Consider the following 11,552-nt stretch of genomic DNA (forward strand, 5'->3'; position numbering starts at 1 on the left):
CCGCGTTCGTGAGGAGTTTGTTCTCCGCTTTCCGGAGGTGTTCTTCGTACGTCGACCGCGCGACGGCAGTTTTGTCGGCCAGATCCCGGAGTGACGTCTTCCGGGGCTGTTCGTAGTAGCCGCTTTCCAAAGCCAGGCGGAGCGCCGCCAGTTGCCGCTCGGTCACGTCCTCGAACAGTTGATCGACCGGGGCGAGCATACTGTGTGGAATCTGCTGTTCGGTGATCGCGGTTTTCGAGAGGACCTCGATGTCACGGTCAGCCTCCAGATCCTGCAGGAGTGCTCGGACGTCGCTCTCGTCGAAGGCGATCACCGAGTAGTGCTCCCATCCCTGGCGGTGAATCGTCGGCGGCTGGTACAGACAGTTGTACTCCTCGAAGCGCTCGATGATAGAGTCCTCCAGCGAACAGAGACAGGACTGGGTGACGACGTGGAGACCGGATTCGTCAACTGACTCGTGGAGAATCGTTCCGAGTTGATCGATTTCGTCGAGGAGTTGGTCGGTCGGCGCTCCTGGTGCTGTGAGTTCGATCACCTGGCAGTCGCTCAGATACCACTCGCGGATCGTGAGATCCGGATAGTGCTCCGAAATCTCCCGATACGGACATTCGTGTTTGACCCGGAACGAGGCCTCGTAGAGACTCATACGCGTGTAGATGGATTAGAGTAAATTAACGGTACCGGCCATGTCCGGCAGCACCTATATTCCCATACTGTTCTTACGAGTGACCACACATGTCGGAGATTAGTCCTGAGACACTCAGCAACCGATTGCAGGACGACGGAGACGACTTGCTCGTGGTCGATATTCGCCACGAAGCGGAGTACGACGACTGGCACGTTCCGGATAGTATCAACGTGGATCTCTACGACGAGTTGAAGGACGATCCTGACACGGCACAGGATGCTCTCGGAGACCTTCCTGAAGAGCAAGAGATCGTAACAGTCTGTGGTGCGGGTGCCGTTGCCGAGACCGCGACCGAACTCCTCGACGAGATGGACTACGACGCGGCGACGCTCGCGGACGGATTGAATGGCTGGAGTCGCGTGCATCGGCACGCGACAGTGCAGGCCGATCTCGACGGGACGCTCGTCCAGGTTGCACGCCCTGGCAAGGGCTGTCTCTCGCACGTCCTCGTTTCGGACGGGGAAGCAGCGATCTTCGACCCCTCTCACTACCTCGAGGAGTACGAGGCGATTCTCGCCGACGACGCTGATCTGGTCGGTGTCTTCGACACGCACGCCCACGCCGACCACGTCTCCGGCGCGGTGGACCTCGCCGAGAAACACGACGTTCCCTACTATCTCCATCCGAAGGATGCACTCGCGCTCGACGCGACCCCTGTCGAAGATGGGCAGACCGTCACGGTCGGCGAACTCGATGTCGAGGTAATCCACACGCCTGGGCACAGCGAAGGGAGCGTCTCGTTCGATGTCGACGGTGCAGCACTGATTACCGGCGATACGCTCTTCCACGAGAGCGTGGGCCGGGTCGAACTCGGCGTCGAAGCTGGCATCGAAGACTCAAACGTCGAACAGAACGCTGCGACGCTCTACGAGACCCTCCAGCGACTGCTCGACCGATCAGACGACGTCGTGGTCCTCCCGGCTCATCATCCGGGCTCGCCCGAACCGCCGGAGGCAGCGACTCTCGGAGAAGTCAGAGACCTGAACGAGGATCTCGAGCGCGACCGCGAGGAATTCGTCCAAGAGCTCGCGGCGGATATTCCGGATCATCCACCGAATTTCGAGCGCGTCAAGCGAACGAACGTGGGTCAGGAATCAGTCCCTACCGACGAACTGGCCGAGTTGGAACTGGGTCCGAACAACTGTGCAGCGGAGTAATCCATGAGTACGGCACCAGACCTCACACAAGGAATCCGTGAACACCTCGGACAGTTCTCGCTGCACGTCCTGCTCGTGTTCGCGACGGGGCTGACCATCGGCTCCGAACGCGCAGTCGTGCCCGTCCTGGGCGAGGAGGTACTTGGTGTCACGTCGTTCCTCGTCATCGGCTCGTTCGTCGTCTCCTTTGGCTTCGTCAAGTCGATCCTCAACCTCTACGCTGGCAAGTGGGGCGAAGAGTACGGCCGCAAGCCGGTGCTCATCCTCGGGTGGGCGACGGCACTGCCGCTGCCCCTCATCCTCATCTTCGCGCCGAGTTGGGGGTGGATCACGGCTGGGAACGTCCTGCTGGGCATCAACCAGGCGCTCACCTGGAGCATGGCGATCAACGCGAAGATCGATCTGGCAGGCCCCGAACAACGCGGGCTCGCGGTTGGAATCGACGAAGCGTTCGGCTACACTGGCGTCGCCGCCGGTGCCTGGATCACGGGCGTCATCGCTGCACGGACGAATCTCCGTCCCGAGCCGTTCTACTTCCTCGCAGCGGTGGTCGTGCTGGCGTTCCTCATCTCGATCTTCCTGATAAAGGAGACCGTTCAGTACGCGGAGGCGGAAGGTGACGACGACCACCACGACGCGAACCTCCCGTTCATGGACGTGCTGAAGCGGGCAACCTACGGCGACAAGACGCTGTTCGCTGCGGCCCAGGCCGGCCACATCGAGAACTTCGTCGACACGCTGTTCTGGATCGCCGTCCCGCTGTATCTCACGAGCCAGGGCCTCGGTATCGAGGCCGTCGGCGTCGTCGTCGGCGTCCACAGTGCGATGTACTTCTCCCAGATCGCGACCGGCGGCCTCGCAGACCGCATCGGTCGCCGCCCACCGGTGATCGCCGGCATGTTCCTCGCAGGTGGCGGTGTGCTCGGGATGGTCCTCGTCGAAGGCTATCTCCAGTGGGCAGCCTTAGCCGCCGCCTCTGGTCTAGGTATGGCGCTCCTCTATCCGAACCTGATGACTGTCCCCGGCGATGCCGCCCACCCGACGTGGCGCTCGGCCGGCATGGGCGTCTACCGCATGTGGCGCGACTCCGGCTATGGCGTCGGTGCAATCTTGATCGGCCTCGCAATGGAGTTCGTGAACGCCGAAGCCGCGTTCTATATGACTGCCATCTTGATGTTCCTCTCCGGAGCCGTCGTGTTCGTCTGGATGGAAGAGACCCATCCCGACTTCGGGACACACGAACCGCCTGAACCTGCTCCGGAGCAATCGGCCCAGACAATTCCACAGGATTAGGGCAGCAGAACCTTCGTGCCGTGGTAGCCGCCTTTATCAGCCGTTCTCGTGCTCTCAATACGAACAAGACCTGAGACAACCGTCTGCTGACCATGCGCTGTGTATGCAGCAACTAGCTCAGACGATTATTCGACTCTGACATAACTTACAGCGGTCAGTTGGTAGGCACAGTGAGCATGTTCCAGATCACATCCGATTCTTGGGCGAGGTCAGTCAGTAAAATAAATTTACAAAGCAGACAATTTGTGAATATTCCCTGTAGAAGAAAAGTACGCATCACGATGCATCTTCCGAGGTCGTGAGTTTTCAGCAGCTTTCATTGGGATAGATCCCACTCGTCTTATTTCTGTTACCGGCGTCATTCACTGGGGGTGATCTCTATGTCCCCATCTCTGGAAGCGGTCACGTCATACCCACAGCAGTGGAATGACACCTGCCCCTCGGTAGTTGCTAGGATTTTATTGAGGGCATCTGGATCAAGCACATCAAAGAGCCGCTGGGGGAGTGCTGACGGTTCGACCCCTTCCCGGCTGGCAATCTCTTGGATAATCTGTGTAGCTGTTGTCTTAGTTGGGTCGGTTCCGAGCGTCATCTCAATCGCAGTATCTAGTTGGGTGCAACCGTATTAAGGGTCGTTATCACGCCAACTGCCCATGTGAGTGAGTATTCTCACCACGTAATATTTGATAGTATAAAATTACGTCTTCTACGGGCCGTATAACAAGGTAAGTCCCCCATACAATTCTATGTGGAAGAGTGACCGAGGCTGGCTCCTACCACCACGCTCCATCGCAGATGGCTCCCCCACTCTTCCGCATGCACTCCGTTCACCCACCTAACTACGCGCCACGCATCCCTCATTCTGTACAGCGTATTTGAAGGGGTTGCTCATGCGACCCCTTCTCCTCCTCATGAGATACGGGATTATCGTGGAACAGAACGGTCTCTTTGGGCGGTAAGCAGTAACATGATCACATTGGTATACATGACTGTGATTAAGAATGGGTGACAACAAGGGTGCGCCAGAGAAGGGACGGATTCTCCACACGGTGGGTCAATGCACAGACTGCGGGAAGGTGTATACAGTCCAGCGATTTGCGGATGATGTGATCCATCCCATCGGCACAGACGGTACTTGTCTCTGTGGCAATGCGGAATTCAAGACACCGACCGGCCACTAAGTTATCTACTTAATTGGAACAGGCAGTCAGGAGAGTGAGTAACCGATTCTCTGCTCACTTTTGATCAGTCCAGGGGACTTAGTCATCAGTCCTTGTCTCAGACGGGAGACGTCTCCGCACCTCAAACTGTGCCTCACGGGTTAGCTCTTCACCAGTTTCGAGGGACCCTGTCACAGTGAATTTATACAGTCCCTCAAAAAGGTCAACAAATACGTACGTTGTCGTGCGGCCATGAGGTGTCGGATGTTCAAAGAGGGCCAGGTGCCAGGTGTGTTTCTCTTCACAGTCAAGCGTGCGTTTCCCATCTGTTCCTACACCGTCCTGTGTTGCAATCTGCTCCCAGCCATCAGATGAGTGTGCCGTGATCTCCCATCCATTCGTCGTCTCAACTGCCACAGCAGACTGGGTCTGATTGTGTAATGTGAACTCAAATCCTTCGTACCTCTCATCGACTGTAAATACTTCACTTTCAGCCATGAGAGACACGTCGCCAGAAGCCGAACACGATGGTTGTGGCGATGATGACGGAGATGTGGAGGTCGTGTCCTGTGTGGTTGTACCGGCCGGTGAACCACCAATACAGCCGGCAACCAACCCACTCCCTAGACTGGCAAGGATGGCACGGCGAGACCGTACAGGGGACATAATTACTAACCCATTACACTTCCATAAGTGTCTTCTGCTCAGTTGGCAAACACATTGAACAACTGGTTCACCATCACTCAACGTGAACGACTTCTTTTTCAGAAGTAGGGAACGTACCTATGTTTGCCAATTCCAGCTTCTGTAAGGCTCAGTCGTAGTAGCTAATGCGTTCAACTACGTCTGCAAAGGCGACGTTTTCACGGACATCAGTAATTTCGATGGTGACTCGTTCTCCCTGCTCGGTATCAGAGACAATGACAACGAAGCCACGTTCGACACGGGTGATCCCGTCGCCCTGATCGCCGATGTCTTCGATTTCGACGGTCCGTTGTTCACCTTCTGTAACCGGTGGTTCCTGTGGGTCTGGTTCGAACTGTGATCGTGTGTCGGTGTCGGCGGTTTCGGTGGTAGATGTCGAGGGAAGCACAGCCACGCGGTATGTCTCGCCCTGGTGGATGTCGCCACGTCGGAGCTCCTGTTTTGGGACTTCAACGACATATGAGCCGTCCCGCTCTTCAAGCGTGGCAGTAAACAGACAGCGAAGTTGATCAGGAATTTCCATCAGTAGTGTCTTCCGCGAAATACGCAACCGAGAACACTTGACTCTGCTGTCCGAATTCGCTCGAACATCGTCGGATTACAACTGTCACTCTGGCGCTACAACATCCTCACACGTCGGGCATTCGGCCCATATTCCATCGGTGCCGTCGTCTTTGGTGTATTCGACGAGCAGCCATGCTTCGGGAATCCGCTTGCTGCAGTCCGGGCACCGACCAAGAGACGATTCGTCGGTATTCATGCAAAGGGATGGAAGGAGCGTGTGACAGTGGTCCTTCCATTCGGTCTTGTGTCGTCATCGGTTGTAAGCTTTCGTCGGTCTTTCAGGGATCGAAATGCCTTATCTCTGGCTGAATGAACTGTCCACTACAGTTAACACACCGTCACCTGTAGCGCAGAGACGATGGGAGTTCACTCGCTCGTCGCGCGACTCCTCCCTGGTGGCGGCTCCGATGTCGTAGTCGAGTGCCGTCACTGCGGGACAAGTGTGTCGCCGAAGACTGAGGAGTGTCCGAATTGTGGGGGCAGTGAGATTTGTCGATATGATATCCCGGAGTAGTCTCGTGGTTTTGTACGAGGAGTGCCATCTCTGATGAGTTCAGAGCGATCAGATTCCGATTTGAGTTCTAATCTACTATGAGACTGTCAAAATCCACGTGCGAGACTTAGAGGCTGAGTTCATCGCTGAGAGTGCGTTCTATTCAGGCGTTTTTGGTTGAATCAGCTGTTAGGTACGCCTGTATATTTCTCGATGGACCATCGGTAAACGCGACATAAATACCACTATACGCGGGATAGTGCTCAATTGGCTGTGTCTCTCACGCCGTCACCGTCGCCGCTTATTGAGCGAGGAGGTGTTTCTCCTCTATGACCGATTCGAGTAGCGACGAGTTCGACCCAACAGCACCAGACCAACGGGAGATTGGCCGCGAAATGGTTGACGACAGTACGGGGCTCGGTTCGGTGATGGCCCACGCCTATCGCGGAGAGGTAGGCCGAGTGGGGACGTGGCGCCAGCGCCTTGACCAGACGACGACGTGGGCGGTGACGCTGATGGCAGCAATCTTGACGTGGGCGTTTTCGAGTCCCGATAACCCACATTATATTTTGCTGACCGGGATCGTTGCCGTCACCATCTTTCTAGGAATCGAAGCACGTCGGTACCGGGACTACGACGTCTTTCGTTCGCGCGTTCGGCTTCTCCAGGAGAACCTGTTTGCAAACGCCCTTGATCCGTCTGAGGGGGTCGAAAGTCACGACTGGCGGGCGGAACTAAGCAGAGACTATCGCAGGCCGACGCTGAAAGTCTCGGTATTCGAAGCACTCGTAAACCGGCTCCGGCGTGTGTATATCGCTCTGCTCGGTGTCCTCTTGGTTGCGTGGGTCTTCAGGATTACTGCGTTCACGCCGCGCAAAGACTGGCTGACAACCGCTGGAATCGCCCGTATCCCTGGGATTGCTGTAGTTGCCGTTGTGGGTGTGTTCTACGTCGTACTGCTGGGCGTCGCCTTCTGGCCCCACGAGCGCCATGCCAAAGGTGAATTCCGTGAAGGAGACACGGACGACTGGAAAGAGACAGACCAATAAATCCGTTCGCCGTATACTGTCCCATCTCGGTAGTGGAACGGGATATAGAGGGCTGCAGTACCTACTAGGAGTGATGCCCGAATCAGAGGCGACCCGCTGGGAGTACGAGACGCTTCGCCCGCCTCGCGATGAAACGAGAAAGGAAGCAGACGACCCGAAAGCAGAGCTGAACCGACTCGGTTCGGACGGCTGGGAACTCGTGGAGACCATCGAGTACGAGGGCGGCGGCACCAAGTATCTCGTTTTCAAACGCCCTGCCCATTCGAGTGATGGTGCATGACGGACGAACCAGACATCAGCACGGCAAATACGATGCGCGAGCGCGCTGGTGAAAGCCGGGTAAAACTCTGGCTACTGTTGCGCTCAAGCCGCCTTCTCGTCGCCAGCGTCCTGACAGTTGCCGTGTTCGCTACGTTCGTGATCGCCGTCGCCACGCTCGATCCGCCGTTCGTGCGGCAACTCGAATCCGGAGACATGATCGATACGATGTTCTCGACGATGATCACTGTCATCGTTACGGGGACGACGGTCGTCGTCACGATCGGCCAACTCGTCCTCTCACAGGAGAATGGTCCCCTCGGCGATCAGCGCGAGCGGATGGCGAGTTCGATGGACTTCCGTGACTACACAGAGGAACTCATCGGCGCACCGAGTCCCGTAGAACCAGCTGCGTTCCTCAGTGATATCGTCGACGTCACCGCGCAGCGAACCACGACACTTCGAGAAGCTATCGACGAGAACGATAACGGGGATCTTCGAACAGAGGTTGACGAGTTTGCCGAGAGCGTCACAGGGAACGCCAATGCGGTGCAAGACCAGCTCGACGGCGCGAAATTTGGTTCGTTCGACGTGTTGTTTGCCGCATTGAACTTCAACTACGCGTGGAAGATCTTCCAGGTCGAGCGGTTCGCGAACGAGTACGAGGACAGTCTTGGTGAGACCGAGCACGACCTACTTGACGATCTGAAAACGGCGCTATCGCTGTTCGGGCCGGCGCGAGAGCACATCAAGACGCTGTACTTCCAATGGGCGCTCATCAATCTATCACAGATTATTCTCTATGCGGCGATTCCAGCACTGGCCATTGCGGGGATTATGGTCGCAATCGTGGACGCGGGAACGTTCCCGGGGAGTACGTTCGGCATCGAGCACATCGTCCTGATCGTCGGTGGTGCGTTTGCAGTGACGCTCGTTCCGTTCATGCTGTTCGTCTCCTACATCCTTCGGATCGTCACCGTGGCGAAACGGACGCTCGCCATCGAACCGTTAATCCTGCGCGACTCACAGCGCTAGGGATCAAGGTCTGCCCGACGAGCGTCGCTCGCTCCGTTCGTGCCACCCCTCCGATGGGACACAGGAGTCCGGTCAGCTGAGAACGAGCGGCCCCATCGAGAGGGTTTGCTTCGCGATCGTGGCGAGTCGCAGGATGTAGGAGGTAAACAGCAGAAACGGCAGTGTCGAGACGGCGAAGGCGGCGCTGACGACCCAGAGAATGCGCTCGATTCCGAGGAAGGTTCCGGGAAACGTCGTCGGGTCGACGAAGACGACCATGCCACCGGCGACGGTGAGTGCGATCACTGCTGCGTACAGGATGGCTCGCGAGAGTTTCACCAGCGCCCACTGGATATAGAGGTCCTTGATGTACTCGCGGACGGGCCCGTACATCGTGAGCGCCTCCAGGAGGTCTCTGAATGCGTCCCGCTCTTCGTCCGTCAGGTCGGCCTCGTGCTCCATCCCGAGCCGGCGCAAGTCGTGCATCTTCCGGTCGTAGTTGTAATCGAGTGACGGTGATATCACGTCGAACGTCCCGAAATCAGCTCCTTCGAGGTGGTCGCGAGCGTGGTCGGCGTTCTCCAACAGGTCATCGACGTACTCGTCTACCTTCTCTTGGAGGTCCTGGTGTCCGGAGTCGGCGAGTGTGTCTCGGAGTGTCCTCGCTCGTTGTTCGCTCGTTTCGACGAGCGCGAGGAGGTACGCCGCAGGGTCGGCTGGCGTGACCGTACCGAGGAGGTCGTCGGTGTTCTGGCGGAAATCCATCGTCGTATCCATCCGACTCCGCTGGCTTCCGAGCGAACCGATTTCCTGGGAGAGCACGAGCTGATTGATCGTCACGACGAGCGTCGTCCCCGTGATGATCGCCCCGACGAGGCCGGCGAACACCGTCTCGACCATGTCGCCGGACTGCATGGTCGAGTGAAGTGGCACCGGCTTCATCACGCCCCAGAGCATGAATACGAGAAATATCAGGCAGGCGATACCACCGGCGACAGCCCACCGATTGGCTCCGAGCAGTATCCAGAAATAGTACTTGTTCACGTCCGTCCGCGCACGCAGCGTGTTGTCCGTCGAGAGATCACTCATGAGGGACAGGCCGTTTGAACACGAGGAGCTTCGTGCCGCCACCGTCGTAGCTGATCGTCTCCGTCAGTTCCCACCCGTCCGCGCCGAGGCGGTTGAGTTCGTCCGTCGGATCGACCGTTTCTCGTTTGGTCAATCCCTTTGGCGGTTCGAGCGTCTTGTACTCCCATTGCTGGGACATACTCAGTACCCATGTGAACAGTTGGCCCCCACGATGATGAGACTGCTGGCGGGGACGCCCGCTCGCAGTTAGTGAAACAGGTCCGGTGCCACCGCCGGACTCAATGAGCTAGCGGTCGATACAAGCCTATGGGACAGTTCGACCGACTCGAGTTCGGCCAAGCTGTCTGGATGCTTCTCGGGATCGCGATCGGGAGTGTGATCGTGGTCGGGTTGACGACCTACATCGGCGCGTTTCTCTTTGCTGTCTTTCTCTACTTCGCCACGCGGCCGCTGTACCACCGATTGAATGCTGCTCTCGACCATCCGAACCTCGCGGTGACACTCACGGTGCTGGTGGTCGTCTTGCCCATGTTACTCGTCGCCGGTTACGCGGTCATCATCGCGCTCCAAGAGTTGAACCAGTTCCTCGCGACGCATCCCCTCGACGGCATTCGGGCGTACCTGCAACCGTACCTCGGCCTCGTGCGTGAGCGGCAGTTCCAGCGGCTCTGGGAATTGCTCGTGACGAACCCCGAACAGCCGCTCCCCCCGGCGGCCAGACGGGTTATCCGACGCGTCCTCGGGCGAGTGAGCACGATCGCTGGGCTCGTCTTCGCCGTGCTCACACAGCTATTTCTGGTGAGTATCTTCCTTTTTTATTTCCTCCGCGACGACTACAAGGTACGCGACTGGTTTTTCGAGAGCGTCGACCACGACAAACGGGTCGTCGAGTTCGTTGCAAAGGTCAGCAACGACCTCGAGACAGTTTTCTTCGGGAACCTCGCTATCATCGCGGTATCGGGGGGTATCGCTGTCCTCACGTACTACACGCTGAACTTCGTCGCTCCTGGTGGCACAGTCGTCTCGATCCCCGTCCTCCTCGGTTTGCTGACCGGAATCGCGACGCTCATCCCGCTTGTCGGCATGAAGATCGTGTATATCCCCTACACCGCGCTCCTCCTCGGGACGACTGCGACGACAGAAACGCCGCTCTGGCATCCGCTCGTCTTCTTTCTCGTCACGCTGGTCATCGTCGATACGATCCCGGATTTCTTCATCCGGTCGTGGCTGGCTGCACGGAGCGGCGTCCACATGGGGCTCGTGCTCCTCGGGTACGCCCTGGGCACCCTGGCGTTTGGCTGGTCAGGACTGTTTCTCGGACCGATTGTTGTGGTGCTCACGGTCCATTTCGGCCACTCGATATTCCCACGACTCGTCAGCAATCTCTCGGCTGACTGACCAACCTCAGGTTACAGCTGGGAGCCGGTGCCGCGACGCTGACAGAGACTACCGCCCGGAGACGATTCCCAAAATAGATGAATCCTGATTGCTGATTACATGCTCGCAGTTTAGCTCAATACTTTTGGTAGATATAGGTAGGATTCAGTAATCCCGCAAGACACAGGGCGCAAATTCAGCGATCCAGTCCAAAGTGAATGAGGAAGATCGGACTGCTCAGTGGGTGGACAGTACTGCGCACAGAAAGACATCCGACATCTCAGTCACCAGGACAGCAGAACTGGTTTCTCGTGATCTGTGCGGCCGAATTGATGTTGGTTCGACGGGAAGTGATTTTTGTCCCGCACTCAGGGCACGTGTAATCGACATGGTCGCCGTGCGCTTGGACTCTCCAGTCCCCCTCAATGGGGCTTTCATGAGCGCAGTTGAGGCAGTAAAGCGTCGCCTTTCGAGACGGCTTAGACTCGCGTTTTTGTTGATAAGATGTCATCAACAACCTTACGGTCTTCACACGGATAACGGTGGGGACATCTGCCTCAGCGAATATCTAGTATCAGCAAGCGAAACCGATAGCCGATCACGTCAGACTGCAAAATCAGAGACAATGAAACTATAGTACTAGACACTCTTTGAATCGCACAAAGCGAGTCTACCAGGGCACAGAGAAGACGGTGACAATACCAG

14 protein-coding genes are annotated in these 11,552 nt (G+C 57.2%); 6 read left to right on the plus strand and 8 right to left on the minus strand.

Features of this window, described 5'->3' with window-relative positions:
- The coding region (locus MU553_RS21640) for a helix-turn-helix domain-containing protein (RefSeq protein WP_247381546.1) at nucleotides 1-646 on the minus strand (646 nt) is incomplete at its 3' end.
- An 89-nt stretch (nucleotides 647-735) separates the two neighbouring features.
- Between MU553_RS21640 and MU553_RS21645 the strand changes: the two genes are divergently transcribed.
- Both MU553_RS21645 and MU553_RS21650 read left to right on the plus strand, forming a co-directional pair.
- Entirely contained in the window at nucleotides 736-1,845 is a 1,110-nt protein-coding gene (locus MU553_RS21645; protein WP_247381547.1) for an MBL fold metallo-hydrolase, read from the plus strand.
- 3 nt (nucleotides 1,846-1,848) lie between these two features.
- Nucleotides 1,849-3,138: an MFS transporter gene (locus MU553_RS21650; RefSeq protein ID WP_247381548.1), complete on the plus strand. Its 1,290-nt coding sequence runs from the start codon at nucleotides 1,849-1,851 to the stop codon at nucleotides 3,136-3,138.
- Between the two features lie 358 nt (nucleotides 3,139-3,496).
- On the opposite strand, the gene MU553_RS21655 is transcribed toward MU553_RS21650, so the two are convergent.
- The 4 genes from MU553_RS21655 to MU553_RS23980 form a co-directional block, all read right to left on the minus strand.
- Nucleotides 3,497-3,730: a HalOD1 output domain-containing protein gene (locus tag MU553_RS21655; RefSeq protein ID WP_247381549.1), complete on the minus strand. Its 234-nt coding sequence runs from the start codon at nucleotides 3,728-3,730 to the stop codon at nucleotides 3,497-3,499.
- A gap of 667 nt (nucleotides 3,731-4,397) precedes the next feature.
- Complete coding sequence (locus MU553_RS21660) at nucleotides 4,398-4,796, minus strand: hypothetical protein (RefSeq protein ID WP_247381550.1); 399 nt, start codon at nucleotides 4,794-4,796, stop codon at nucleotides 4,398-4,400.
- Nucleotides 4,797-5,112: 316 nt separating this feature from the next.
- Complete coding sequence (locus tag MU553_RS21665) at nucleotides 5,113-5,526, minus strand: TRAM domain-containing protein (RefSeq protein ID WP_247381551.1); 414 nt, start codon at nucleotides 5,524-5,526, stop codon at nucleotides 5,113-5,115.
- Between the two features lie 84 nt (nucleotides 5,527-5,610).
- The gene (locus MU553_RS23980) at nucleotides 5,611-5,763 is read right to left on the minus strand and encodes a DUF7837 family putative zinc-binding protein (protein WP_465262022.1); all 153 of its coding nucleotides are present in this window, start codon (nucleotides 5,761-5,763) and stop codon (nucleotides 5,611-5,613) included.
- Nucleotides 5,764-6,389: 626 nt separating this feature from the next.
- Between MU553_RS23980 and MU553_RS21670 the strand changes: the two genes are divergently transcribed.
- The 3 genes from MU553_RS21670 to MU553_RS21680 all read left to right on the plus strand — a co-directional run bounded on the left by MU553_RS21670 (nucleotide 6,390) and on the right by MU553_RS21680 (nucleotide 8,402).
- Nucleotides 6,390-7,109, plus strand: a complete 720-nt coding sequence (locus MU553_RS21670) for a DUF2270 domain-containing protein (protein ID WP_247381553.1) — start codon at nucleotides 6,390-6,392, stop codon at nucleotides 7,107-7,109.
- A 73-nt stretch (nucleotides 7,110-7,182) separates the two neighbouring features.
- A complete protein-coding gene (gene sp36 / locus MU553_RS21675; protein ID WP_247381555.1) occupies nucleotides 7,183-7,389 on the plus strand; it encodes a Sp36 family protein in 207 nt (68 codons plus the stop codon).
- Entirely contained in the window at nucleotides 7,386-8,402 is a 1,017-nt protein-coding gene (locus MU553_RS21680; protein ID WP_247381557.1) for a DUF7972 family membrane protein, read from the plus strand. The genes sp36 (MU553_RS21675) and MU553_RS21680 overlap by 4 nt, the downstream gene beginning before the upstream one ends.
- Before the next feature lie 72 nt (nucleotides 8,403-8,474).
- Here the strand turns inward: MU553_RS21680 and MU553_RS21685 are convergent, their stop codons facing one another.
- Together MU553_RS21685 and sp36 (MU553_RS21690) are read right to left on the minus strand one after the other, a co-directional pair.
- Nucleotides 8,475-9,470, minus strand: coding sequence for a DUF7972 family membrane protein (locus MU553_RS21685; protein ID WP_247381559.1), 996 nt, complete (start codon nucleotides 9,468-9,470; stop codon nucleotides 8,475-8,477).
- Entirely contained in the window at nucleotides 9,463-9,648 is a 186-nt protein-coding gene (gene sp36, locus MU553_RS21690) for a Sp36 family protein (RefSeq protein ID WP_247381561.1), read from the minus strand. Before sp36 (MU553_RS21690) ends, MU553_RS21685 begins: the two co-directional genes overlap by 8 nt.
- 128 nt (nucleotides 9,649-9,776) lie before the next feature.
- Between sp36 (MU553_RS21690) and MU553_RS21695 the strand changes: the two genes are divergently transcribed.
- Nucleotides 9,777-10,868 carry an AI-2E family transporter gene (locus MU553_RS21695; protein ID WP_247381563.1) on the plus strand — a complete coding sequence of 364 codons (1,092 nt, stop codon included), beginning with the start codon at nucleotides 9,777-9,779 and terminating at the stop codon, nucleotides 10,866-10,868.
- 259 nt (nucleotides 10,869-11,127) lie between these two features.
- Here the strand turns inward: MU553_RS21695 and MU553_RS23985 are convergent, their stop codons facing one another.
- Nucleotides 11,128-11,358: a DUF8106 domain-containing protein gene (locus MU553_RS23985; protein WP_465262021.1), complete on the minus strand. Its 231-nt coding sequence runs from the start codon at nucleotides 11,356-11,358 to the stop codon at nucleotides 11,128-11,130.
- Between the last annotated feature and the right edge of the window lie 194 nt (nucleotides 11,359-11,552).

Source organism: Halorientalis brevis (assembly GCF_023077655.1).

Coding starts and splice junctions, on each gene's coding strand:
- MU553_RS21645 (WP_247381547.1), top strand. CDS start 736: ATGTCGGAGATTAGTCCTGAGACACTCAGCAACCGATTGCAGGACGAC.
- MU553_RS21650 (WP_247381548.1), top strand. CDS start 1,849: ATGAGTACGGCACCAGACCTCACACAAGGAATCCGTGAACACCTCGGA.
- MU553_RS21655 (WP_247381549.1), bottom strand. CDS start 3,730: ATGACGCTCGGAACCGACCCAACTAAGACAACAGCTACACAGATTATC.
- MU553_RS21660 (WP_247381550.1), bottom strand. CDS start 4,796: ATGGCTGAAAGTGAAGTATTTACAGTCGATGAGAGGTACGAAGGATTT.
- MU553_RS21665 (WP_247381551.1), bottom strand. CDS start 5,526: ATGGAAATTCCTGATCAACTTCGCTGTCTGTTTACTGCCACGCTTGAA.
- MU553_RS23980 (WP_465262022.1), bottom strand. CDS start 5,763: ATGAATACCGACGAATCGTCTCTTGGTCGGTGCCCGGACTGCAGCAAG.
- MU553_RS21670 (WP_247381553.1), top strand. CDS start 6,390: ATGACCGATTCGAGTAGCGACGAGTTCGACCCAACAGCACCAGACCAA.
- sp36 (WP_247381555.1), top strand. CDS start 7,183: ATGCCCGAATCAGAGGCGACCCGCTGGGAGTACGAGACGCTTCGCCCG.
- MU553_RS21680 (WP_247381557.1), top strand. CDS start 7,386: ATGACGGACGAACCAGACATCAGCACGGCAAATACGATGCGCGAGCGC.
- MU553_RS21685 (WP_247381559.1), bottom strand. CDS start 9,470: ATGAGTGATCTCTCGACGGACAACACGCTGCGTGCGCGGACGGACGTG.
- sp36 (WP_247381561.1), bottom strand. CDS start 9,648: ATGTCCCAGCAATGGGAGTACAAGACGCTCGAACCGCCAAAGGGATTG.
- MU553_RS21695 (WP_247381563.1), top strand. CDS start 9,777: ATGGGACAGTTCGACCGACTCGAGTTCGGCCAAGCTGTCTGGATGCTT.
- MU553_RS23985 (WP_465262021.1), bottom strand. CDS start 11,358: ATGACATCTTATCAACAAAAACGCGAGTCTAAGCCGTCTCGAAAGGCG.